24 protein-coding genes are annotated in these 24065 nt (G+C 56.6%); 14 read left to right on the top strand and 10 right to left on the bottom strand.

The genetic code is table 11. The features are described from left to right. The first annotated feature begins 232 nt into the window (after positions 1 to 232). The 6 genes from rny (at position 233) to hflX (ending at position 6927) form a co-directional block, all read left to right on the top strand. On the top strand, positions 233 to 1786 hold the full coding sequence (gene rny, locus ACTNB2_RS01720; RefSeq protein ID WP_154516337.1) for a ribonuclease Y: 1554 nt from the start codon (positions 233 to 235) through the stop codon (positions 1784 to 1786). A 1-nt stretch (position 1787) separates the two neighbouring features. After that, a complete protein-coding gene (locus tag ACTNB2_RS01715) occupies positions 1788 to 2873 on the top strand; it encodes an ATP-binding protein (protein ID WP_441041345.1) in 1086 nt (361 codons plus the stop codon). Between the two features lie 74 nt (positions 2874 to 2947). Next, positions 2948 to 3265 carry a stage V sporulation protein S gene (locus ACTNB2_RS01710; protein ID WP_118079896.1) on the top strand — a complete coding sequence of 106 codons (318 nt, stop codon included), beginning with the start codon at positions 2948 to 2950 and terminating at the stop codon, positions 3263 to 3265. A 64-nt stretch (positions 3266 to 3329) separates the two neighbouring features. After that, positions 3330 to 4700 carry a tRNA (N6-isopentenyl adenosine(37)-C2)-methylthiotransferase MiaB gene (miaB, locus tag ACTNB2_RS01705; RefSeq protein ID WP_441041344.1) on the top strand — a complete coding sequence of 457 codons (1371 nt, stop codon included), beginning with the start codon at positions 3330 to 3332 and terminating at the stop codon, positions 4698 to 4700. Continuing rightward, on the top strand, positions 4700 to 5638 hold the full coding sequence (gene miaA, locus ACTNB2_RS01700) for a tRNA (adenosine(37)-N6)-dimethylallyltransferase MiaA (protein WP_441041342.1): 939 nt from the start codon (positions 4700 to 4702) through the stop codon (positions 5636 to 5638). Before miaB ends, miaA begins: the two co-directional genes overlap by 1 nt. Next, positions 5638 to 6927 (top strand): GTPase HflX, encoded by a 1290-nt coding sequence (gene hflX, locus ACTNB2_RS01695; RefSeq protein ID WP_427748031.1) that lies wholly within the window; start codon positions 5638 to 5640, stop codon positions 6925 to 6927. The genes miaA and hflX overlap by 1 nt, the downstream gene beginning before the upstream one ends. Here the strand turns inward: hflX and ACTNB2_RS01690 are convergent. Together ACTNB2_RS01690 and lexA are read right to left on the bottom strand one after the other, a co-directional pair. Then, entirely contained in the window at positions 6912 to 7616 is a 705-nt protein-coding gene (locus ACTNB2_RS01690; protein ID WP_441041340.1) for a heparan-alpha-glucosaminide N-acetyltransferase, read from the bottom strand. The two genes, hflX and ACTNB2_RS01690, sit on opposite strands and share 16 nt — an antisense overlap. Beyond that, entirely contained in the window at positions 7616 to 8260 is a 645-nt protein-coding gene (gene lexA / locus ACTNB2_RS01685; protein WP_441041338.1) for a transcriptional repressor LexA, read from the bottom strand. Before lexA ends, ACTNB2_RS01690 begins: the two co-directional genes overlap by 1 nt. Positions 8261 to 8422: 162 nt before the next feature. Here lexA and ACTNB2_RS01680 point away from each other — a divergent pair, with 162 nt between their 5' ends. The 3 genes from ACTNB2_RS01680 to dut are packed head-to-tail and all read left to right on the top strand — an operon-like array spanning position 8423 to position 9815. Next, entirely contained in the window at positions 8423 to 8872 is a 450-nt protein-coding gene (locus tag ACTNB2_RS01680; RefSeq protein WP_441041336.1) for a LysM peptidoglycan-binding domain-containing protein, read from the top strand. Between the two features lie 51 nt (positions 8873 to 8923). Then, on the top strand, positions 8924 to 9367 hold the full coding sequence (gene nrdR, locus ACTNB2_RS01675; protein ID WP_427717459.1) for a transcriptional regulator NrdR: 444 nt from the start codon (positions 8924 to 8926) through the stop codon (positions 9365 to 9367). Between the two features lie 4 nt (positions 9368 to 9371). Further along, complete coding sequence (gene dut / locus ACTNB2_RS01670; RefSeq protein ID WP_427717456.1) at positions 9372 to 9815, top strand: dUTP diphosphatase; 444 nt, start codon at positions 9372 to 9374, stop codon at positions 9813 to 9815. A 389-nt stretch (positions 9816 to 10204) separates the two neighbouring features. On the opposite strand, the gene ACTNB2_RS01665 is transcribed toward dut, so the two are convergent. Continuing rightward, positions 10205 to 11437 carry an MGDG synthase family glycosyltransferase gene (locus ACTNB2_RS01665; protein ID WP_441041334.1) on the bottom strand — a complete coding sequence of 411 codons (1233 nt, stop codon included), beginning with the start codon at positions 11435 to 11437 and terminating at the stop codon, positions 10205 to 10207. A gap of 186 nt (positions 11438 to 11623) precedes the next feature. Here ACTNB2_RS01665 and ACTNB2_RS01660 point away from each other — a divergent pair, with 186 nt between their 5' ends. Both ACTNB2_RS01660 and ACTNB2_RS01655 read left to right on the top strand, forming a co-directional pair. Continuing rightward, positions 11624 to 12562 carry an NAD(P)/FAD-dependent oxidoreductase gene (locus ACTNB2_RS01660; RefSeq protein WP_441041332.1) on the top strand — a complete coding sequence of 313 codons (939 nt, stop codon included), beginning with the start codon at positions 11624 to 11626 and terminating at the stop codon, positions 12560 to 12562. A gap of 154 nt (positions 12563 to 12716) precedes the next feature. Continuing rightward, positions 12717 to 13328, top strand: coding sequence for a DUF1836 domain-containing protein (locus ACTNB2_RS01655; protein WP_427726793.1), 612 nt, complete (start codon positions 12717 to 12719; stop codon positions 13326 to 13328). A gap of 73 nt (positions 13329 to 13401) precedes the next feature. On the opposite strand, the gene ACTNB2_RS01650 is transcribed toward ACTNB2_RS01655, so the two are convergent. From ACTNB2_RS01650 to ACTNB2_RS01620, 7 genes are all read right to left on the bottom strand, one after another. Further along, on the bottom strand, positions 13402 to 14268 hold the full coding sequence (locus tag ACTNB2_RS01650) for a DegV family protein (protein ID WP_441041331.1): 867 nt from the start codon (positions 14266 to 14268) through the stop codon (positions 13402 to 13404). A 178-nt stretch (positions 14269 to 14446) separates the two neighbouring features. Next, entirely contained in the window at positions 14447 to 15574 is a 1128-nt protein-coding gene (locus tag ACTNB2_RS01645; protein WP_441041329.1) for a coiled-coil domain-containing protein, read from the bottom strand. Positions 15575 to 15606: 32 nt separating this feature from the next. Further along, positions 15607 to 16152: an adenine phosphoribosyltransferase gene (locus ACTNB2_RS01640; protein WP_441044773.1), complete on the bottom strand. Its 546-nt coding sequence runs from the start codon at positions 16150 to 16152 to the stop codon at positions 15607 to 15609. 23 nt (positions 16153 to 16175) lie between these two features. Then, the gene (gene ftsR, locus ACTNB2_RS01635) at positions 16176 to 17060 is read right to left on the bottom strand and encodes a transcriptional regulator FtsR (RefSeq protein WP_154516382.1); all 885 of its coding nucleotides are present in this window, start codon (positions 17058 to 17060) and stop codon (positions 16176 to 16178) included. 3 nt (positions 17061 to 17063) lie between these two features. After that, on the bottom strand, positions 17064 to 17498 hold the full coding sequence (locus tag ACTNB2_RS01630) for an FHA domain-containing protein (protein ID WP_195838557.1): 435 nt from the start codon (positions 17496 to 17498) through the stop codon (positions 17064 to 17066). Positions 17499 to 17564: 66 nt separating this feature from the next. Continuing rightward, a complete protein-coding gene (locus ACTNB2_RS01625; protein ID WP_441041327.1) occupies positions 17565 to 18269 on the bottom strand; it encodes a CDP-alcohol phosphatidyltransferase family protein in 705 nt (234 codons plus the stop codon). Between the two features lie 149 nt (positions 18270 to 18418). Continuing rightward, positions 18419 to 18682, bottom strand: a complete 264-nt coding sequence (locus ACTNB2_RS01620) for a hypothetical protein (protein ID WP_441038634.1) — start codon at positions 18680 to 18682, stop codon at positions 18419 to 18421. A 435-nt stretch (positions 18683 to 19117) separates the two neighbouring features. On the opposite strand from ACTNB2_RS01620, the gene ACTNB2_RS01615 reads away from it, so the two are divergent. The 3 genes from ACTNB2_RS01615 (at position 19118) to ACTNB2_RS01605 (ending at position 23929) form a co-directional block, all read left to right on the top strand. Further along, positions 19118 to 19909 (top strand): 7beta-hydroxysteroid dehydrogenase, encoded by a 792-nt coding sequence (locus ACTNB2_RS01615; RefSeq protein WP_154516391.1) that lies wholly within the window; start codon positions 19118 to 19120, stop codon positions 19907 to 19909. 686 nt (positions 19910 to 20595) lie between these two features. Further along, positions 20596 to 21558: a helix-turn-helix domain-containing protein gene (locus ACTNB2_RS01610; protein ID WP_441041325.1), complete on the top strand. Its 963-nt coding sequence runs from the start codon at positions 20596 to 20598 to the stop codon at positions 21556 to 21558. 349 nt (positions 21559 to 21907) lie between these two features. After that, positions 21908 to 23929, top strand: a complete 2022-nt coding sequence (locus tag ACTNB2_RS01605; RefSeq protein ID WP_441041324.1) for a gamma-glutamylcyclotransferase family protein — start codon at positions 21908 to 21910, stop codon at positions 23927 to 23929. The last annotated feature ends 136 nt before the right edge of the window (positions 23930 to 24065 follow it).

The raw sequence follows: 24065 nt of genomic DNA, 5'->3' as shown, positions 1-24065 counted from the left end.
TTCACCGCTCGATAGGCGCCGTGCTGGGTGCGTTAATTTGACAGTTGTTGCGGTTCAACGTAGGATAATTACTGTCATTTGCATTGTGATATGTGCTCATCTGCGATGAGTTTGTTTATATGTTTATCTGTATCCGACCCGCATAAGCTGCGCCCATATTACTCAAATGTCGCGAGCCGTTCGTATGGACGGTTCGCTTTGTTGTGTAACGAATCCATAAAAAGGAGTGAGCATGCCGCCTATCATTGCAGCGCTCGTTGGCATTGTTTTGGGTGCCATCGTCGCCATTGCCTACATGCGCACCGCCAAGCAGGGTAGTCTTCACGAGGCCGAAGAAAAGATTCAGTCGGCACACGCGCAGGCAGAGTCCCTGATCGGTGATGCTAAGCGTCAGGCCGAGACCCTCAAAAAAGAGGCTCTGCTCGAGGCTAAGGAAGAGATCATCAAGAACAAACAGGCCGCCGAGGCCGAGGACAAGCAGCGTAAGAGCGAGATTCGCGCGCTCGAAAATCGCGTGATGCAGCGCGAGGAATCGCTCGACCGACGCAACGATGCGCTCGATAAGCGTGAGCATCAGCTGTCCAGCCAGGCCGGTCAGGTCGAGAAGCGCTCTCGCGAACTTGAGGAGCTTTGCGCCAAGCAGACCTCCGAGCTCGAGCGTATTGCCGACCTTACGCGCGAGGATGCTCACAAGGAGCTGCTCGATAAGGTCCGCGGCGAGGTTACCCATGAGGCGGCCACCATCATCCGTGAGTCCGAGCAACAGGTCCGCGCCGAGTGCCACAAGACCGCTCAGGAGATTCTCTCCCTGGCGATCCAGCGCTGTGCCGCCGACCATACCGCCGAGGTCACCGTCACGTCCGTTCATATTCCCTCGGATGACCTTAAGGGCCGCATCATCGGTCGCGAGGGTCGTAACATCCGTACTTTCGAGCAGGTTTCCGGCGTCAACCTTGTGATCGACGATACCCCCGAGACTGTCGTGCTTTCGAGCTTTGATCCGGTCCGTCGTGAGACCGCCCGCGTGGCGCTCGAGAACCTCATTGCCGACGGTCGTATTCACCCCGCCCGCATCGAGGAGATGTACCACAAGGCTGCTGACTTGGTTCAGCAGCGTGTGCTCGAAGCCGGCGAGCAGGCCGCCTTCGATACCGGAATCCACGACCTGCATCCCGAGATCGTCAAAACCCTGGGCGCTCTGCGCTACCGCACCTCGTTTGGTCAGAACGTGCTACAGCACTCGCTTGAGGTCTCCGACCTGTGCGGCATCATGGCCTCCGAGCTTGGTCTGGATGTTGTGACCGCCAAGCGCGCGGGTCTTCTGCATGACCTGGGCAAGGCCATCGACCACGACGTTGAGGGTCCGCATGCTGTGATTGGTGCCGAGCTTGCCCGCCGTTATGGCGAGAAGCCCGTTATCGTCCACGCAATCGAGGCTCATCATGCCGATGTCGACCCCAACACGGTGCTCGACGTTCTGGTCCAGGCTGCCGATGCTGTTTCCGCTTCTCGTCCCGGCGCCCGTCGCGAGTCGGCCGAGAGCTACATCAAGCGCCTTGAGAAGCTCGAGGAGATTGCCAACTCTCATGACGGCGTCGAGCGTACCTATGCTATGCAGGCCGGTCGCGAGGTCCATGTCATGGTTCAGCCGGACAAGATTTCCGATGCCCAGTCCACGGTGCTTGCGCACGATATCGCCCATCAGATCGAGGAAGAGATGGAGTATCCCGGTCAGGTGCGCGTTGTCGTGATTCGCGAGAGCCGTGCCGTCGATATCGCTAAATAACATGAACGACGCGAACGAGCTCATCTCATTTATCGCGTCGATGTCGGGGGAGGGCAACCTTCGCGTCGAGGAAAACCTTGGCGAGGGGTATGTCCGCCTCCGCGTTTCGGAGGCAGAGCGCCGTCAGGCCAAGCATGACATTCAGCATGTAGAGGACATTGTCATTGAGATGCTGCGTAATGCTCGCGATGCCGGAGCCGATAAGGTCTATCTAGCCACGACCAAGGAGGAGGGTGTTCGTACCCTCCTTTTCCTGGATAACGGTTCGGGTGTGCCGCAGGATATGCAGGAGCGTATCTTCGATGCCCGTGTCACCTCCAAGCTCGAGAGCATGATGATGGACCGTTGGGGTGTTCACGGTCGTGGTATGGCGCTGTTCTCTATCAAGCAGAACACCGATGAGGCACGCGTTGTTACATCGGGCGTCGATTTGGGCTCAGCGTTTAAGGTGTGCGTTGATACCGATCGCTTGGCTGAGCGCGCCGACCAGTCGAGCTGGCCTCAGGCGGTTAAAGACGAAGACGGCCGCTATGTATGCGCTCGCGGTCCTCACAACATCATTCGCGCAGCCTGCGAGTTTGCCCTTGAGGAGCTGCGCGACTGCGACGTGTATCTGGGCTCTCCGTCCGAGATCGCGGCGACCCTGTACGCCCAGGCTTCCAGTCGTCTCGATACGTCACGCCTGCTCTTTATCGATGACGAGTGTGAGCTTCCGGTTATCGATCGTTTAGGTCTCGCTTCGGATGCCGAGGACTTTATCCGGATTTGCTCCGGGCTGGGTCTCGAGATGTCCGAGCGTACTGCCCACCGTATTCTGTCAGGACAGATTAAGCCCGTTCGCGGCGTGTGTGCGCGTCTGCTGCGCGAGCGCGATTCCACCTCGCATTTGCCGGCTCCAGTCGATCTTGCCAAGGACCGTCGAGGCCTTCGCATTGCCAAGGATGACATGGCGCAGTTTTCGCGTGCTGTCGAGCGCGACTTCAATGACCTCGCCGCCCGGTATTACCTCAATCTGTGCGGCGACCCTAAGATTCGCGTTTCACGTGATCGCATCACCGTGACGTTCGATCTTGCCAAAGAGGAGTAGCATCTTTACCGAGTCCGCTCGGTACGATACAGTTATTGCAGTTAAAACGTACTTTTAAACGCAGGAGTTTCTTCATGGATTGCCTGAAGGTATCAAGCAAATCATCGCCCGCGTCCGTTGCCGGCGCCATTGCCGGTATGGTCAAAGATGGCGTTCCCGTCAACATTCAGTGCGTCGGTGCCGGCGCCGTCAACCAGGCCATAAAGGCCGTTGCCATTGCACGAGGTTTTTTGATCCCTACTGGCTTTGATGTCTCTTGTGCGCCGGTGTTCTCTGACATCCTCATTAACGGGGAGTCTCGCACGGCAATCCGTCTCTCTATCTATGTTCACCAGATTAATCGGGCTGCTATGGACAATGTCGTCATGGACGACGTTAAGCCTGTTGCGTAAGCGAGTTTTCGCACGTTTGTAGCACCTTTGTGCCCCGTCGATATCATCGTTAGGATGTAAGCTCATGGACCAGCGCTTCGTACGCGATATTCTTGCCGGTAAAACCTATTTTATCCGCACATTCGGCTGCCAGATGAATCAGCACGACTCCGAGCGCGTGAGCGGTTTGCTCGATTCCTATGGCTGTCTTATGGCGCTCGATCCGGAGCATGCCGATATTGTCGTATTCATGACGTGCTGTGTGCGCGAGGCTGCCGATACGCGCCTGTACGGTCAGTGCAACTCCTGCAAGAGTCTTCCTCCTTCTCCTTCGGGCAAGCGTGTGGTCGCCGTGGGTGGCTGCATCGCTCAGCGCGATGGCGAGGGCCTGCTCACCAACGTCGATAACGTTAACGTTATTTTTGGTACGCATTCGATTGCGCACGTGGCGGAGCTTATCGCCGAGGCGTTTATGGATGGCAAGCGCCATATCCGCACGAATGAGCATGAAGATACGGACGCCATGAGTATGCCGTGGCATCGCGAGACGCAGTATCATGCATGGGTGCCCATCATGACGGGCTGCAACAACTTCTGCACGTACTGCATCGTGCCGTACGTCCGTGGTCGCGAGAAGAGCCGCCCCTTCGAGGAGATTGTCGACGAGGTGACGGGTCTGGTGCGTCAGGGTGTGCGCGAGATTACGCTGCTGGGACAAAACGTTAACTCCTACGGTCGCGATCTCTTTGGCAAGCCGCGCTTTGCCGACCTGCTGCGCGCCGTGGGTGATACGGGCGTCGAGCGTATCTTCTTTACTTCTTCGCACCCCAAGGATTTGCTTCCCGAGACCATCGATGCTATGGCCGAGACGCCTGCCGTTATGCCGCAGCTTCACCTAGCCGTTCAGTCGGGTTCCACGCGCATCCTTAAAGAGATGAATCGTCGGTACACGTGCGAGGATTATCTGGGCCTGGTCGATCGCATTCGTAATCGTATACCCGAAATTGCGCTTTCGACCGACATCATTGTGGGCTTCCCGGGCGAGACCGAGGAAGACTTTGAGCAGACGCTTTCGCTTGCCGAGACGGTGCGCTATGCCCAGGCCTACACGTTTATTTACTCCAAGCGCGCCGGTACCCCGGCAGCTGAGATCTATGATCCCACCCCGCATGAGGTTATCCTTGAGCGCTTTAACCGTCTGGTCAAGGTTATCGAGACGACGGCAAACGAGTATAACCAGGGCGAGCTTCACACTGTGGTGCCTGCGCTTATTGAGGGCACGAGCAAGAAAAACGACGCTGTCCTTCTTGGTAAAAGTCCTAAGAACCAGACAGTGCATGCGCCGATTCCCGCTGGCTATAGCATCGATCAGCTTATCGGCAAAATCGTCGACGTCGATGTGGATGTCGCCAAGACGTGGTATCTGTCTGGCTCCGTTGTGGGTGAGCCTCGCTAATGGTTTCCCCCGGCACAAACCTTTCTGCCGTAGCGATCGTCGGTCCGACGGCGGTCGGCAAGAGTGATGTTGCCGACCGCCTGGCTGCTCGTCTGTCGTCTGAAGTGTTATCGTGTGACGCGATGCAAATCTATCGCGGTATGGATATCGGTACGGCCAAGATGATGCCCGAGGAGTGCTCGGTGCCCCTGCGTCTTGTCGATATCGTGGACCCGGGCGTCGCGTATTCTGCTGCGCTCTATCAGTCTGATGCCCGGGCGCATATCGAGCGTTTGCTTGGTGAGCAACGGCTTCCGGTCTTTTGCGGCGGCACGGGCTTGTATCTTAAGGCTGCACTCGATGAAATGGATTTTCCTTCGGGAGAGCTCGAGGACGAACGTCGCACGGGTTATCAGGAGCTTGCCGAGCGTATTGGCGAGAAAGCTATGCATGCCCTGCTTGCCGAGCGTGATCCGGAATCGGCTGCCGTGATTCATCCCCATAACGTGCGCCGCGTGATCCGTGCGCTCGAGATGCACGATGACGGTGTGTCGTATGCCCAGCAGAAGTCCAAATTCAGCGTTCCGCATGAGCGTTATCATGCCTTGTGGTTTGGTCTGACGCGTAGCCGTGAAGTGCTGTATGAGCGCATTAACCTGCGTGTCGACCTTATGTTTGAGCAGGGGCTGGTTGATGAGGTCCGTGGCCTTATGGACCAGGGCCTGGGTGATGCACTCACGTCGATGCAGGCAATCGGTTACAAAGAGATTATTGATGCCTTGCGAGGCGCTATTACCATGGACGAGGCCCGCGAGCTTATCAAGATGCGCTCACGTCGCTATGCCAAGCGCCAACTTTCCTGGTTTAAGCGTGACGATCGCATCGTGTGGTTCGATATGGATGAGTTTACGGTCGATAAGGTCGTCGATGATATCTACCGTCGTATTGAGGCTGCCTAATGGCACGTTTTCCCTTGGTTCCCACGGCACCTGAACCTGAGCGTGCCGTCTTGGTTGGTGTTGAGTGGCGTGATAACGCCTGGCCGCTCGACCGTTCGCTCGACGAGCTCGAGCGCTTGGCTCACACTGCTGGAGCCCAATGCGTGGCACGCTTGTCTCAGCGTTTGGTCAAACCTTATCCCAAATCGTTTATCGGCTCCGGTAAGGTCGAGGAGCTATGCGGTTTGGTGCATCGTATGGATGCGGATGTTGTAATCTTCGACGACGACTTGACTCCTTCACAGCAGTCCTATCTTGAGAAAGCCGTGGGCGAACCGGTCAAGATTATTGACCGTACGGCGTTGATTTTGGATATCTTTGGCCTGCATGCTCAGACGCGTGAGGGTCGCTTACAGGTGCAGCTGGCTCAGTTGCAGTATCTGCTGCCCCGTCTGCGAGGTATGTGGAGCCACCTTGCTAAGGAACAGACGCGTGGCGGCATTGGATCGCGTTTTGGCCAGGGCGAAAGCCAGCTCGAGGTCGACCGTCGCCTGATTCGCGATAAGATCGCAGCTCTTCGACGCGAATTGAAACAGGTTGAACAACGTCGTGATGTGCAATCGAAAAGCCGTATTGAATCGCCGGCGTTTCGCGTAGCGTTGGCTGGCTACACCAATGCCGGTAAGTCGACGTTGCTTAATCGATTGACGGGATCCACGGTACTTTCGCAGGATAAGCTGTTTGCCACGCTCGATCCTACGACGCGTTCGTATCGTTTACCCGGTGGCCGTGGCATGACGATCACTGATACCGTTGGCTTTATTCAAAAGCTGCCCCATGGCCTGGTCGACGCGTTTAAATCTACGCTTTCCGAGGTGCTCGGCGCCGATTTGGTTCTTAAAGTTGTGGATGCTTCCGATGAGGATTACGAGCGTCAGCTTGAGGCGGTTGATCGTGTCCTTGACGAGATTGGTGCCGGTGAGCGCCTGACGCTTACCGTGTTCAATAAAATCGATCTGCTCGATAGCGTCGACCGCTTGAGCTTTCGCCGGCGCTATCCCGAGGCGGTATTGTTCTCGGCGCAGACGGGTGAGGGCCTTGATGACTTAGTCGACCGCATCGCTCGTGAAGCGGCCGCTACGGACGTGTTGCTCTCGGCCGATATCCCGTATCGAGAGGGTGCGTTAATCACGCTCGTGCACGAACAGGGAACCCTTCTGCACGAGGAATACCTCGAGGACGGCGTTCGTATTGTGGCAAAGCTTCCAGCCCGTATCGCACCGCGTCTCGAGCGTTATCGAACAGAGTAAATTAGCTCCAGTACACCCAAGATAACCGGTTGATGAAGCAGGTAGAACGGCAGCGCATGGCGCCCGAGACTTGCGAGCGCCGGGATGGGATTCGCATAGGCCCATCCCGGCGCCTCATAGTTTGCTTCCTGAGTCGTGTGGGCGGCAAAGAAGCCTGCAAGGTACATAAATAAGAATGGTATGACTGGATAGTAATCACCAGAGACAAAGTCTGGACTTGGGAAACCCAGCCAAGCTAAATAGGGGATAGGATAAACCGTTTTAGGAATGCTCCAGGTAAGGGCAAAAAGTGTGAGGCAAATTGCTATACCCCATACCGACGGCACTTTAACGATCACCGGACGCGCGAGCGCGACAATGGCGGTGCAGGCCGCCATGCAGAACATGATGCCGAAGTTCACCGAGTCATCGACTGAGACGAGCGTCGTCGCGACCCATACAACAAAAGCGGCAGCGGCATATTTGACGGCACGCTTGATGTTGTTGCGCGAGAGGGTGCACATCCAGCCGGCAATAAACAAAAATACCCAACTGATGCTGGCACGCCAGATGTCTTGGAAGATGGTCTGAGTAAACCAGGGCATATCCCAACCATAAAGATAGGCAAGATCGTAGCAAGCATGAAATCCTGCCATCGACAGCATGGTAAATCCGCGAATGGTATCAAAGACCGTGATGCGGTTTTGCATTACGAGAACCGGCGCATCAATCCAACAACCTTGCCCAGGATCGTCGGATTTGTCGCATAGATGGGCTCCATGGCGTCGTTTTCGGGCTGCAAGCGAACTCGTCCCTGCTCCTTGTAGAACGTTTTGACCGTTGCGGAGCCATCGATCATGGCCACAACGATCTCGCCATTCATGGCACTCTTCTGTTCGCGAACGATGATATAGTCGCCGTTAAGGATACCGACGTTAATCATCGAATTGCCGTGGACCTCGAGGATAAAAGACCCCTGGTCCGTTGCGATCTCGGTCGGGATGGTAAAGGTGTCCTCGATATTCTGCTCGGCAAGGATGGGGATCCCTGCGGCGACACGGCCCACGAGGGGTAGCGATACGGTTCCGCGGGGTGCCGTGGGCTCATCGGACTTTGAGATGGAGACGGAGGCTCCGTCCTCGTCAAAGAGCTCTAGGGCACGAGGCTTGGTGGCGTCACGTTTGAGCAGTCCGCGTGCTTCCAGTGCGGAGAGATGTGCATGTACGGTGCTAGGGGAGGAAAGACCCACAGCCGAAGCCATCTCACGCACGCTGGGCGGATAGCCCTTTTCCTGCTGATACTCCTTGATGAAGTCGTAAATCTGCTGCTGTCGCTTGGTAATTTTGCGAGCCATCAGGGATTCCTCTCTACCTAACCCAAACAAATGTTCTATGTTTGCTTGACAGGAACAACTGTTCGAAGATAATATTAACCGAACACTCGTTCCCGCGCTAGACTTTTTGTCCTCGCGGCTTGATAAAACAGTTCTCGTCAAAAAACGCGAGAGGAGAACATGATGAATGCAACGGATATGGTCCAGGGAAACCTCGCCCTTAAGCTCGAGACGCCTGCGGCGCCGGCTTTCACGGTTGTCATAGGCGGCCGATCTGGGTTTCAAACACTGCCTGGCAAGCCCGTCCGCAGCCAGTGCGTCGCCACGACTTCGGCCCCCGTTCCTCTGAAGGCCTCGACGATTGTCGCCCTGGCCGTTGCGCTCACGCTCTTCTTTGTACTTGCTACCTCGATCTTCAGCGCTCGTCACGCCGCATATGCCGAGTCGGCATCTAACGTTACCTATGAGACCGTCCGTGTTCAGTCTGGCGATTCCCTGTGGTCGCTTGCTCAGGAGCATTCCGTTGACGGTCTTTCTACGCAGGAGACTTCTGACATAATTCGCAGTGTCAATCATCTGGAGCATGGGTCACTCGATGCGGGTGACGTTCTTAAAGTTCCTGCGCGTTCGTAAGATTTAAACTCCGGCACATGGTACCCTTGTTATCGTTTTGGAGGAGGTACCATGCGCTGTCCCAGATGCGGCAATGCACATACCCGTGTTGTCGATTCCCGTATGCAGGAATCTAATAACACCATTAAACGCCGTCGTGAATGTTGTTCGTGCAACTATCGCTTCACAACATTCGAGCGATGCGAAGACCCCATCGAGGTCATCAAATCTGACGGGTCAAGGCAGCGGTTCGATCGCAATAAGCTGCTGGTCGGCTTAATGCGCGCTACGATTAAGCGCGACATCGACACGAAAAAGCTCAATGAGCTCATCGATGACATCGAGGTGGAGCTGCGTTCCCGTACGCTGACGGCCGTTACGTCCCACGACCTGGGCGACATGGTGCTTAAGCGCCTGGCCAAGATCGACAAGGTGGCCTACATTCGCTTTGCCTCGGTCTATCGCGATTTCAAAGACATCGATGAGTTTTTGCAAGAGCTCGACAAGCTAAGGTGATTTTATGTCCAACATTACAGTCAACATTAAGCGTCTCGACCCTACGATCGAGCTTCCCAAATACGCCCATCCCACAGATGCCGGTTTGGATCTCCGTGCCAATGAGGACTGTACCCTTAAGCCCTTCGAGCGACGCTTGGTCTCTACCGGCCTTGCGATCGCGCTGCCCGATGGATACGCTGGCTTCGTTCAGCCTCGCAGTGGCCTGGCTATTAAGCAGGGTCTGTCTATAGTCAACACGCCCGGTCTTATAGACGCCCACTATCGAGGTGAGCTTAAAGTCATCCTTATCAACCTGGATCCATCCAATGAAATCCAGATCAACAAGGGTGACCGAATCGCTCAACTCGTCATCCAAGAAGTTCCCACGGTCAATCTCGTGGAGGTAGACGAACTAGACGAAACCGACCGAGGAGCCGGCGGTTTCGGTTCTAGCGGCGTCGCTTAGGGCGCTCGTATCCCTCCCGCCCGCCTCTCACACATATCATTCCATGCTCAAACATTCTCGCATCGCTTCGCTCGCTGCGAAACTGCGCGTGGAACGATATGTGTGAGAGGCGGGCGGGCGGCTACTCGCTTGAAAAATATTTACATTCTAGTAAGCCAATGCGACAAAGGAACAGTCCCTTTGTCGCATTGGCTTACTGCATTTGAATTTTCCGGTTTCGCCTTTGCAGATTCTAATGGTGGGGAATCTGGTATAGCTGCTAGCACGTAAACGTAGCTGCTCGGCGGGAGCCGCCCATATATCGTTCCACGCGCAGTTTCGCAGCGCAGCGAGAATGTTTGAGCATGGAATGATATATGGGCGGCTCCCGCCGAGCAGCGGACTTTCGCCTAGCGGATATGCGCGGGTTTTCCGCCCCAGTAGAAGCGGCAGAAGGCTCGTTTGCGCTTTTGGGGCTTGCCTGCAAGCTCCATGGTTGCGATGGCGATGTCCTCGGCCGCGTGTGGACGACGTAGCACTTCGCCATTGATGAGCAGTGCCTTGAGCGACTCGGGATGATCGTGGAGATGGCGCAGCGTCACAATGAGCTCGCGTGCGGTGGTGACATGCATGCTGGCGCCCAAGTCGGTGAGCATGGTGGTGTTGGCCTTTTCCTGGCCATAGGACTTGCCCAACAGAATCATCGGCAGGTGTGCACACAGGCATTCGGTAACAGTGAGTCCGCCCGATTTGAGAATTGCCAGATCGCAGCCGTGCATGAGCGCTGCCATGTCATCGACATAGTCAAGGACCGTGACGTTTTCGAGTTTCATGGCTTCGAAGAGCGTTTTCAGGCGCGTGGCGTATTCCGTGTCCTTGCCCGGCAAAAAGACAAAGTGCATATCCTCGAAGCTACGGAGGAAGGGGAGGGTGTGGTCCATCGCCGCGCGAAAGCGAACGTACGGTTGAGGCAAACTGGCGCCGGCCATTACCAGCACAATGGTCTTGTCGATAGGGAGATTGAACTTCTCGAGTTCTTCCTCACGATTGTAATCCGTGTCAAATCCAGCGCGAATAGGGATGCCCGTAATGCGGATCTTTGCCTCAGGAACCTTGCGTGGACGGAGCGTCTCGGCCATAAACTCGTTTGCCACGCAGAATAAGTCAGTGTCCTTATGGGGCCACCAGCCCTCGACCTCGTAATCGGTCGGCACGCAAATGACGGGATAGTCGATGCCCGTAATGACGCGCGCACCAACCGCAACGTTGGCTGCCGTGATATGTGTAGCGACCACGGCAATAGGCCTACGAGTGCGAACGTATTCATTAAATGCGGGGAACATAATGCGCGACCATGCCGTGCCGCCGCCCCAAAGCAGGTGTCCAGTAAGGGTATATCGCCAGGTCAAGTCATAAATTGGGCGCGTGGCGCCGGTAAACGATGCGGCCGTTTTGTTGCCGTCGAATTTTATGCGTCCAAAATCGAGGATATCCAAGACCTCAATCTCGACATCCTGCGGTATGCCCTTGGTGCCGCGTATAAGCTCGAATGCTTGCGCGATAGCGTTTGCTGCCGCTTTGTGTCCCGAACCAACCGATGCGTGGACAATGGTCACTAAGGGCTTTTGTCCAGGTGACGGCATCAATTGTTCCGATTGGGGGGCGCTTTGCGTGGGCAGGGGAGCGTCATTGCCCATCTGCGTTTGATCCATCGATAACTCCCCTTCATCGTTGTTTCGCAAAGAATCATTGTAGTGCATGACTGTCATGTTCTCCTAAATTTGGGTATGAGCGCAAAGAACGCCAATGTTTCGATGAGAGGACACTCCATGACTACCAATCAGCCGATCGATGTTGCGATTATCGGCGGCGGCCCAGCGGGCTATGCTGCAGCCATTTATGCGTCGCGCTCCAACCTAACGACGACCGTGATCGAGCAAGGCATGTCGGGAGGACAGATCGCCACAACCAATGAGGTCGAAAACTATCCGGGCATTCCGCTCTTGAGCGGTGCCGAGCTCGGCGAGCGTTTTCAGCAGCATGCAGAGGGTCTGGGTGCGCAGGTTGCATGGAGCATGGTGACGGGTATCGATTACGATGCAGATGCGGCGCTGTTTACGGTGCATCACGATACGGGCGATACGCTGGCCTCGAGTGTTATCGCTTGCATGGGTGCCACGCCGCGATCTGCTGGTTTTGTTGGCGAGGATACGTATCGCGGTCGCGGCGTTTCGTATTGCGCCACATGCGACGGCATGTTCTTTCGTGGCAAACAGGTCTTTGTCATTGGCGGCGGTAATGCTGCCTGCGAGGAAGCCCTGTTCTTATCAGAAATTGCCAGCAGCGTGACCATCGTCTTGCGCCGTGATCAGTTCCGTGCTCCCGATGGCGTGGTTCAAAAGGTGCTCGCAAAAGATAATATTTCTGTTAGGTACCAAACTAGTATTGTGGAGCTATCGGGCGAGGCCATGCCTACAACTATCACGTTTAAGGACAACGCCACCGGTGATACCTATTCCGAGTCCTTCGATCCAGGTTCGTTTGGCATCTTTGTCTTTGCCGGAACACAGCCCCATACCGAGCTTGTACAGCATCTGGTGGATCTGGCGCCTGACGGCGGTATCGTCACCGACGACTCGATGGCCACGCGCACGCCGGGTTTGTTTGCCGCCGGCGATATCCGTTCCAAGCGTTTGCGCCAGGTTGTGACCGCCGTTTCGGACGGAGCCATAGCGGCTACCAGCGCATACGCCTTCTTACGAGGATAAGTACGATAATATATCTTATGTAAGGTTGTTATCTTTATACAAAGTGGTTGGACGGTGCGTCAATGTGCTGCCCAACCACTTTTACTTAGCGTCTATGTGGTATGCAAAACTAGATAATCTAGAATACAATATAGAATACGAACGGAGGTCTCTTATGAACCACGTCAAACATGTTATCCCGATGTCCGATACATCGGTCAGCATTAAGCCGGAGGATATTCAGCCGACGGTACTGCCGGATGCATTTATTCAGTCCGATATGGTGGGTAAACTCAATGCGTTGAGCCTGCCACGCTATGACCAGCTGCCCAACGTAACGCTCTATCGCGATCAGGTTATTGAATATGTTGCGCTGTGGATGGAGCCGCTTTCGATTTGCGTAGAGCAGCCCGTTATCACGCCTTCGATGATCAATAACTACGTAAAGGTCGGCCTCGTTCCTGCTCCGGTTAAAAAGCAGTATGGCCGTGAGCAGATTGCGCGTCTCATTGCCATTTGTATCTTTAAGCAGGTGCTGCCCATCGCTGCGGTTCAGGCGCTCTTTAATATTCAGCGCTTGAGCTACGACGCTCCGACGGCTTTCGATTATGTAGTCGATCAACTTGAGGCATCGATTCGTGCGGCTTTTTCCCTTGAGCAGACTCCGGTGCCCGATACCGCACATCAGGTTACGCGCGAGTCATTGCTCGTACGCAGCGCGGTTTCGTCTTTTGTATCGAAGGCGTACCTGATGAGCTACCTCAAGTTCAATGGGTTTAATAGCTAGGCGACGTATAACGCGGGCGGGATAAAGAGCCATCAGTCACTTTGTCCCGTCCGCGTTTTTGCTTGGTTGAGCTTTATTGGCCCGAAGCCATGCCCATACCGTAGCCTATGATGAGACCATGCATCTCGGCGTAATAGGAATCTAGGCCGTTGCAGGGCATGATGATAGTCTTGGAGCCTGGCCAGTGCTCCACAATGCGGTCGGCAAGCGCCTGGGCTCCAGCTTCGTTCTCAACGTGATCGATGATGACCTCGCCGCCCGTGAAACCCTCGGCCTCCATGGTGTCGACAATCTTGGTGAGCATCTTCTTTTCGCCACGCGTATGCCCAACGAGTTCAATTTCGCCCGCTTCGCTCGCCGTGCCCAAAATGCGGATGTTGAGCTTGTTGGCAATAACACCGGCCGCCTTGGGGATACGTCCGGCCTTCGCAAGGTTTTCGTAATTGCATAAACTAAAGAGGATTTTGCTGTTCTGCTCCAAGCTATCGAAGTAGGCGCAGGCTTCCTCAAAGAAGGCATCCGGTTTACTTGCAAGATAGCGATCAAACAGTAAGAAGATCAGGTCCATCTTGCCGCCTGCTGCGCGCGAATTAACCAGGTGAATCTTACGATTGGGCTCTTCGGCAAGCACCATGTCACGCGCAGTGGCCGCGGCATTGTAGCTTCCCGAGACGCCCTCGGAGATGGGCATGCAGATCGTCTTGTCGGCGAGCTTAAAGAGCTCAGCCCACTCCCCTACGCTTGGGCAGGAGCTCGATGATGCGCTGGATTCCGATTGAATGGCAACATTAAGCTCGTGAACATCGAGCGAGAGATCGTCGACAAATTCACGCTCCCCCACTCGGATCTTAAGGGGTGCAAATGCAAAGGTGGTATGAGGTGCGGTTGGTTGCCAATCGCGAAGATTACAGCTCGAATCTGAGATGAGTGCCCAGCTCATTGAGGGTCCTTTCTAGTTGCTCCTCGACAATTATAGCTATCTTTTGGACAGATGCTTCGCATATCTAGTATTCAAAACTAGATTGTAGTTTACACACAAAATGGGCGGTCGAGATAAAACAATGGACCTCGCTCCCAAAGGATACGAGGTCCACTTTCGTTAGCTGAGTTAAAAACACTTAATAGCGAACGAAAATATAATTGTTGTTCATGCCAGCGGCAACGGAGCTGATGATAACGCCCGTGCTGTAGTCGGAAGCATGGATCATTTGGCCGTTACCAATGTAGATGCCGGTGTGGTAAGAGTTAACAACGACGTCGCCCGGCTGAGGATCAGAAACACGGGGCCAACCCATGAAGGTGCCGGTAGTGCCCAGGCGACAGTAGCGACCGGTGAGGCAGTAGCTTACAAAGCCGGAGCAGTCAAAGCTGTTCGGGCCAATACCGCCCCAGGAATAAGCGCAACCAAGCTTGCTATAAGCGCGAGAGACAACGCTGCCGCCGTCAACGGACTGGTTCGGCGCGGAAGGGGCCGGTGCCGGGGCGGGCGTCGAGGGCTGCGGCGTGGGAGCAGGAGCGGGCGCGGGCGCAGGCGAAGGCGTGTTACCGCCGCCGTTGTTGGTCGTACCGCCACCATTGTTGGTGTTCTCGGTCGTACCGGCGGTGTCGTTGCTCACCGTGGCCTTTTCGGCGGTGCTGGCATTTATGCCAGCCTGCAGCGCGGCGTTCGCCTCGGCCTCGGCAGCAAGCTCGGCCTGCAGCTGTGAATCCAGGGAGTTCACGACACTCTGGGCCTCAGCCTGCTGGGCGTTGAGTTCGTCGACCTTCTTCTGCGTCGCGGCGACGTTCTTCTCCTGCTCGGCCTGCTTATCGGTGAGCTGCTGCTTAAGGTCCTTGACCTCCTGAATGGTCTGGGCCTGCTTGTCGGAGACCTTGCCGTAGTAGAACAAACGGTTGAGCATATCGCCCAGATCGTCGACGCCCGTCAGAACCTGAAGGAGACTCAGACCGCCGGTCTTGTACTCACCGGCAACGTAGCTCGAAAGCTTTGCCTGACCCTCGGCAATCTCTTGCTGCTTTTGCGTGATCTCGCCTGCAGTCTGATCAAGCTCCTGCGTCTGAGCGGAGAGTTCTTCATGAATTTGCTGGGTTTGCGTACCGATCTGCTCGAGTTTGGTACGAGCGGCGGCAAGATCGGACGCGGTATCGGCATAGGCAGGAGCCGCGAGGCCCAAGCCCAAAACACAAGCGAGGGTTGCCGTAGCAGCGCAGCGTGCCATGTTTTTGTGCGTGTTTGCTGTGCGCATGGAGCTTCCTTTCCAGTATCTAAGGGTAGCGGCTAGTCCACCGTTACCAGGCTAAAGAGCTCAACGTCCTCGTTAGAAGGCGTGAGCTTCTTGCGCGGATTAAGAAACGCAAGCTCAAGGATACAACCATAACCTACGAGCTTTGCGCCCATATCTCGCACCAGTTTACCTGTTGCCTCGACGGTTCCGCCCGTCGCGACCAAGTCGTCCAGAATCAACACGGTATCTTTAGAGCTGATGGCATCGACGTGAATCTCAATCGAATCGGTTCCATATTCGAGCTCGTATTCCTGGCTAACGGTCTTACGTGGCAGTTTTCCCGGTTTACGTGCAGGAACAAAGCCGGCGCCGAGTGCCACGGCAACAGGCACACCTACCATAAAACCGCGAGCCTCGGGTCCTACGACCTTAGTGATGCCCATACCGGAGAAATGCTCCGTTAGCGCGTCGACCATGGCTTTAAGCGCTTCGGGATTGCTAAAGAGCGGCGTGATGTCCTTAAAGACGACTCCGGGCTCGGGATAGTCGGGGATGTCGACGATGTGAGATTCGAAGTCGTACATGGTGTGACCTTTCATGGGAGGCTGGTTTGTAGAAGCGTTTATTTGTCCGCGCTGGCGGTGCCGGTGTGCGAGGGGGCGACAACCTTAAGCGGCTGCACGAGGGATTCCTCGCGCACGGGGACCGCGGAGGCAGATGCCTCTTCGCTTTTGGCCTTGGTTGATTCGGAGCGTGCGATCTCCTCATCGAGGGCATCGATATCGGCGTCCTCGACTACAGCGTTGAGTGACTCAAATACGCGGTTCTTGAGCAGCGCAGTATGCACGCCCTCGGTGAGGTCATGTAACTTCTTAAACGCGCGTTCGAGCTTGGCATCGCGTTCGTCATCGGAGGTGTCCATGCCAAGCATACTCACGAGCACTTGCTCGAACATCGAAGACTCGCGGTTGGCGGATGATACGTACTGACGAAGGTTTCGCGGCTCGATATGAAAGCGTGACAGCTCGGAACAGTAGCGGATAATCGGAAAATCGCGCCCGTCGACGAGCTCACGGTTTTGCGGACTCTTGATAATGCGAATCAGGTCGTTTTCGGCCAAGGAGCGAATAAACGAGATCTCGACGCCCAACATATCCGGAATGGTCTCGATGGGGTGCAGCTTTTGCTTGGTTTCCTTTGGTTCCGTCTTGAGCGGAACATCGGACAGCAGGCCCACCTCGTAGGCAAGCGTGGAGAGATCTGTGGCGTTTTCCAGGCGTTGCTTGATCACGTTGAGCGGCATGTAGCGAGTCTTCTGCAGGTGCAGAATGACCTCTAGACGGTCAACGTCCTCCTTGGAGTATTGGCGATACCCCTTTGGCGTACGATGAGGGGTGATGAGCCCCTCATCTTCTAGAAATCTAATTTTTGAGTTCGAAAGATCGGGGTATGCGCCTCGAAGTAAATTGACGACCTGGCCGATACTCAGATAGTTGCGTTCGGCCATGCCCTACTCACCGGTTTCGATGCGCTCCGGCGTGCTCTCGTGGTAGATGAGCGTGAACGTACCGATCTGGACGGAAGATCCGTCGTGCAGCGGGGCGGCATTGACGATAGCGCCGTCAACCCACGTGCCGTTGAGCGAGCCTAAGTCCTCGATGCGAGCAGCCAGACCCTCGCGAATAATGCGGGCGTGGCTACGCGATACGGTCATGTCATTGAGGAAAATGCCGTTTGCCGGATCGCGGCCAATGGTGGTCACATCATCCTCGAGTTCAAAGGCAGCACCGGTCTGCGGCCCCTTGACAATAGACAGAACGGGGGCAGTGATGCGAACGTTCGCCATAAGATCGGGAACGGTAACGTCGCTCGAAGGCACACGGAAGACGCAGGTTGCGTCGGCAGTCTTATCGTTTTGAGGCATATTGTTAACCATGTTGTCCATGATAACCCCTAACTTAACGCGGACATGCCGCAAAGAATGAACTGTACGTAATAATACCCCAATGGCTTAGTCTTCGATTTCGGGGTTAAGAAAGTCGACGTCTTCGTCCTCTGGATGCGCAACAGCCTGTTTAATGGCCGCTCCACCCTTAATGGAGTAGATGACAGCGGTGAGCATGGAGAAGATGACGCCGCCATACACAAAAAAGATGCCAAGCGGTACCGAGCTGCCGTTGAGGCCCGGGAAGGCCGTGAACGTGGCGGGCAGCAGATGCCAGCCGTCCACGACGGGAAAGCCCAGCAGCATGAGCGAGAAGCCGGTCATGAGCAGCGCCGTGGCAATCTTGCCGGGAAACACTACGTCGATGGGGCGGCGGTGGTAGTGGCGCACGATGAGCGTGCCGATGCCCAGGTAGATATCGCGCCCAATGATGAGCACGCAGACCCAGATGGGAAGCTCGCCGCGAACCACGAGACCTAAAACGCCTGTAAATAGCAGCGCACGGTCGCAGATGGGATCCATAACCTTGCCGAGCCACGAGACCGTTTTAGTCATACGGGCAATCTGACCGTCCATCCAGTCGGTGGAGGCCGCGATGGCATAGATGACAATGGCGACGACACGGTTGTTATCCGTCACAAACAGGTACAGGAAGACCAGCGTGAGGATCAGGCGCGTGAAGGTTATGAAATTGGAGATCGTGAAAATCTTATTCGACGGGTAATCGGAGGTGCCGATAAGCTCCTTTTTGATCTTCTTTTTGATGCCCACAGGACTCCCCCGCTGGTAAACGACAAAACTCTCGATACTATACCCGTTCTGGCGATGTCTATCCAGCGCGAGCATAGAGAGTCCAGACATGTGGAGGACGCTGCTGGGTGCCACGAGGACTCTCGTGCCGTTGCTTTAACAAAAAACTCTCACAGGAAGTAGCCGCGAGGGCTATGTTGGTAGTTGCAGCTACAGTTATTGTTGAGGGTGAGCAGCGCGTCGCGCACGCCGTAGAGGTAGCCGCTGATGAGCGCCCAGCGCACGCGCTCGTCGAGCGCAGCGAGGCAGAGCGTCTGCATGGCACCGCCGGAAAAGCCGACGCAGCCGAGTTCGCGCAGACTCCACGCGCCGCGCGCCGCAACGTAGTCGATGAGGCGCATGAGGTCCCAGGTCTTCGGTATCGATGTGCACATCGAGCATCACGCCGACCATGAACATTGCGAGAAACGTATTTGCCGAGCCTACCGAAGCGGTGACGTCGAGCACCGGCGCAGAATAGCGATGCATCCCTTTGTACATGGGCACACAAGGGGATACAGCAAAGGCGACCGGAGGTCGCAATGCCCTCCTGGTGAATAGCTACCAAGGTGGGTAAAACCACATCGAACGCCGCTCACGCCAGGGCGGCGTTCACCTTTTGGTTCCACCCGCCAGCACCTCCCCTCTTGATACTGCAAGGGTTTCATTGTGGTGATAGACCGACACCGTTCATCGTTGTTTCGGGCTCGTTCGCAAAGTCGTGAACGCACTCCCCTCTTGTTCAGCGCATAATGGCGCACCGTATGCGGCTGAGCGGCCGCACGCTAAAGGAGAGGTGCCCGCATGGGCATCGAGAGAGAGGATGCAGTATGAACCTGAGGGAAAAGTACGGTGAGTGGGGCCTGATCCTGGGCGCGACCGAGGGCGTCGGCAAGGCGTTCTGCGAGAAGATCGCCGCCGGCGGCATGAATGTCGTCATGGTCGGCCGTCGCGAGGAGAAGCTGAACGTGCTCGCCGGCGAGATCCGTGAGACCTACGGCGTGGAGACCAAGGTCGTGCGCGCCGACTTTAGCCAGCCCGACGCTGCCGAGACCGTCTTCGCCGCGACCGAGGGCCTGGACATGGGCTTCATGAGCTACGTGGCCTGCCTGCACAGCTTCGGCAAGATCCAGGACACTCCCTGGGAGAAGCACGAGGCCATGATCAACGTCAACGTCGTGACCTTCCTCAAGTGCTTCCACCACTACATGCGGATCTTTGCCGCCCAGGACCGCGGCGCCGTGATCAACGTCTCGTCGATGACCGGCATCAGCTCCAGCCCCTGGAACGGCCAGTACGGCGCGGGCAAGGCCTTCATCCTCAAGATGACCGAGGCCGTGGCCTGCGAGTGCGAGGGCACCGGTGTCGACGTCGAGGTCATCACCCTCGGCACCACCCTAACCCCCAGCCTGCTGTCCAACCTCCCCGGCGGCCCGCAGGGCGAGGCCGTCATGAAGATCGCCCTCACCCCCGAGGAGTGCGTCGACGAGGCCTTTGAGAAGCTGGGTAAGGAGCTCTCCGTCATCGCCGGCCAGCGCAACAAGGACTCCGTCCACGACTGGAAGGCCAACCACACCGAGGACGAGTACATCCGCTACATGGGCTCGTTCTACCGCGACTAGCAGCTGCCGCGGCGCGTGCGCGAGGGCGCGTGCGGGTTCGCAGGTAGAGATGCGAGTGCGGGGGTTTCTTTGCGGGGGCGTGCGGATGCGGCGCCCGCAAAGAAACCCTCTTTTCATGGGTGGGCGCGACGGAACCTCGGCGCTCACCGTCTAGGGCGACCTGCCCGGCTCCCCCGCGATCTCCCTGCACGGGACCCTGCGCTCCGGCATCCTCTGGACCGTGTCCCGCTCGTGCCTAGTGGGCCGGCCGATCCGGCCCTCAGGGTATCGGATTCCCGCATTCATCCGTACATGTTCGTGTGAATGCGGGAGGTGTTCGGATGAGGTTGATATTCAAGGTGTAGACCGTTTTCTTGGTACTCCTCAAATGCGGCAGGGTTTTTCGAGTTTGTAGATGCTAATATAACCCTGCTCTCGAAAGAGGGCTCAGTCCCGGCTGGTAAACCTGACGTTTGGCGTGGTGTGCGTGACACGCATAGCGGGCATGGCCGCGATAGAATTTTCCATGCGGAGGGGTTCGACCCCACAGCGCCCCGAGGGTTTCGGGGGGCGAACGGGCAGGCAGGGAACCGGGGTGCAGGCTGTCCAGAAGGAGGGGTGTAATGCCTCTTCTTCTTTTTTGCCACATCAATCTTCTGGCTTGATAGGTTTTTCGTGCGTGTGATTGGGTTGCGGAAGGGATTGGCATGAGAGTTGCGGAAATTGCGGAAAGGGTCGGTTGCGATCCTGAGTCTGCGTATTCGAAATTCGCCGACACACGTGAAGGCACACGCTTTCACAACATGCAGTGGCCCATTTTCGTCACTGACGAAAACTATCGCTTGTTTTGCAAGGCGCTGGCAGATTATGCCAACTCAGAGGAAGGCCCCCAAAGCAACGGCCGCCATGAATTGTTCCTGAGCGTGCACGAGCTGTTCGAAAAGGGCAACGAGATCGGCGGCGCCCCAAAAAAGCGCCACTACAACCTGGACAAGTCGTTCATAGGCACGGACGAGGCAAATCTCATGCTGCTCAAAGCGGCGCATAAGGGAATGACCCAGCAAGCGATCGCCGCGTACCTGGGCTGCTCGCGCACGGCGGTGCAAAAGCGCCTGAGCGCCCTGGCAGACGGCGTGCGTTTTGGCGACTCCTACATCAAGGCCGAGCCGACAAGCCGCGGCGGCCTGAAGTCGACGGCTCACCCGATCTTTCTGCCGCTGCGATTGCATGAGGTGTACCTGATGCTGTCGGCATTAGGCGAGTTTCGAGCGGAACGGTCAGGCGGGGACCCAGAGCGCGTCGTGGCAGATGATCTCGCGCGCAGAATCTATTACCAGCTGAGCGACTACGCCAAGGGCGGAATCGACAAAGCGTTGGATGAGCGAGGGGTTCGCCTCGCTGGGCTAAGGCCCGACTTCGACTCAAGCGAGGTGTCCGTTTTAGATCGCATTGTCATGTACGAGAAGATGGGCCTCGACCTTAAAGTCGTGCTTGTAAATGGAGATGAGCTCGACGGCCGCTACGCGCGCCACGCCGATCTTCAGAAATGCGTAAACGCCGCCGAAATAAGCAAAGACGGCAGCTATATCGTGTTTAAACTTTTGGATGGCAGATACTGGGCGGTCGACGATTCTCAAGTAGTGAGCGTAGCAGCCGCACCCGGGGATTAGGTTGCGGCCAAGTCCCTCGTCCGCCCTCCCAGGCGGTACCGCTGCGGCCGATTTCATGTTTGCTTACAGGCGAAACAGCCGCCCTTGCGTTTTTCTAAACGCAACCTCTTCGTGCGCTCGTAAAAAATCGAATCGATAAAAACTGGCAACAACCCTTCTGAACGGGTATCCTTTCGCAGGATGCGCCTCGAACAGCGCTTTCTGCCTGCGCGATTTCGTGCATGGCCGTCCTTTTCGTTCTATTTCTTAAAATGACAATCTCAGGTTTTCACGCCTTTTCGGCTTCAGACTGTATGCTGCAATCAGCTCGAGCGACCGAAGCCCATCACAACACCGAAAGGCGTGAACCATGAAGTACAACGAGAAGCGCAACAACGCCTCAGCCCGTCACCCCGAGACTGCACCCTCGATCATCAACTTCGCGTACGGTAGCAACCTTGATATCCATCAAGTTGAAACCCGCTGCCCCGGCGCGGTGCTGCTGGGCAAAGCGACCCTGAACGGCTATGAACTGGCGTTCGATACCGCCGGATACCTCACCATCACCAAGCGCGAGGGGTCGCATGTGCAAGGCGCGCTGTGGGCGCTCGATAGCTCTCACGTGGCGTCTCTCGACCGCTACGAAGGCATTGCATCTGGTTGTTACCGCAAGGAAACGGTGACCGTTGGGCGCGAAGGCGATGTGGTTCCCGCAACCCTTGAGGCGATGGTCTACATCTCTGAGCGCACCCCGCTGCGCAGGTACACCGAAAAGTACGATTACATCGACCGCGTGGTCGAAGCCGGCCGCGTGATGCAGCTTGATGAGGCAACCTTGGCGCAGATGTCCGACATGCGCGCCGACAGCCTGGACCGCTTGCGCGCGCAAGAAGAGTCGGCGGCGTATGGCGCAGCCAAGATCGACCTCCCCGCTGCACGCGAATACGCCGACTTCGTGTGCGGTGAAGGTCACCAGATCGCCGATTGCACATGCTGTTACACCGGTTACTACGCACGCCGTTTCCCCCGTGGCCTTCAGCAGCATGGACGCATCCTGCGCTCTAAGCGCTACCAGGTGATGGAAGCGAGTGAGGCCACCTTCTGCGGGTCTCACCGCATCTACTTGTCAATCAAGACCCCAGGCGAGTTCGGTTACAAGATCGACGTCCCCGAAGGGTTCCGCGCGGTGCGCAGCAGCGACCCCGCGCTGCGGGCAGACCTTAGCTACTCCCTTACGCTGGATGAGTTCGAAAGGCAGCGCAAAGCCCTGCTGCGCACCCTGCTCGACTGGTGCAACAGCCTGCCTGAGTTTGACGTGCACAACTTTAATCGCCCCTCTGGCCCGGCGTTCGACGCGCGCGAACACGTCGTAGGCACCCGCGTGCATGCGGAAACTCCGTACTTTGCATATGGCTTTGACATCAGCCATGACCGCATTGCTAAAAAACTTGAGAGCGGCCACCACGTTTATGCAGTCAAGGCGAAGCTCTATGGCTACACGCTGGCGTGCGACGCGAAGGGCCGTCCCACCATCACGCGCAAGGATGAGTCGTTTGTGGAAGGCGTGCTGTGGCATGGTCTCACGCGGGGTGAGGTCCAGGCGCTGGACAAAGCGAACGGCGTGCAGTACGGCACCTATGCAAAAGCCGGCGTTACGGTGAAGATTGAGGGCGAACCCACTGCGAGGGAAGAGAACGCATTCGTGTACATCTCTCAGCGAACCCCGCTTTCTGCAGTTACGAAAGACATCGAGGCGTTTGGCGCAATGCGCGACGAAGCCATCGCTCTGGAAATGGAGCGCGCCACCGTGGCGTGCATCGACGCCATTCTGCGTGCAAGCGGATGCCCCTGCGTGCAGCCCGAAGCCCCTGCGGCAGAAATCGCAGCCCTGGGCATCACAGAGCTCACGTCCGAGCAAACCATGAAGTGCATGCTGTTCGTGTGCCCGAAGTGCTTTAAGCCCTTGAGCGAATGCGAATGCGGCAAGCGCCCTGATCACCTGGTAGCGATCGACCACGAGCTGCAGCCCCATGTGCGCATACTGAACGATAAGGGTTATAAAACGCAGTTCTGCTGTGCCGGGCATGCAGACAGCGGTTGCCACGGTTACCTGAGCTTCGGACGCCGCTTCCGCGCACTAGAAGAGATATGCGGCGGTCAGCTGCCCAACGAGTCTCTTACGGAGGCGCCGCAACGCATTCGCAGCACGCGCCATGTAGCGCTGAACCTGCCCGGCGCCCCCGAAAGCTATGACGTGTACCTGGACAACAGGGGTTACGTCATTCGCTTTGAGCCGCGCCGCGGTGTGAGGCGTGAACAGTTCGTGCAAGACAAGCCCGCTATGTTGAGCGCATTGCTGCAGTGGTGCGAGTCTCTCCCGCAGCGCGAATAGCCTGCAAGCCGTCTGAACTGGTAAGAATCGCCAAGCGCGTGGGTCGATGTTCGAATCCTGACCCGCGACTTCCGAGCCCCCTTCTAGTCCCAAGCCCCGATCCTAAAGCCCTCAGCCCTGCCCCTCAATGCGCCCT

It is taken from the genome of Collinsella sp. HCP28S3_G2, from assembly GCF_052065125.1.
In the GTDB taxonomy this organism is placed as follows: domain Bacteria; phylum Actinomycetota; class Coriobacteriia; order Coriobacteriales; family Coriobacteriaceae; genus Collinsella.
The sequence above is the reverse complement of the archived record's forward strand: the minus strand, read 5'-3'. Positions and strand labels throughout refer to the sequence as shown.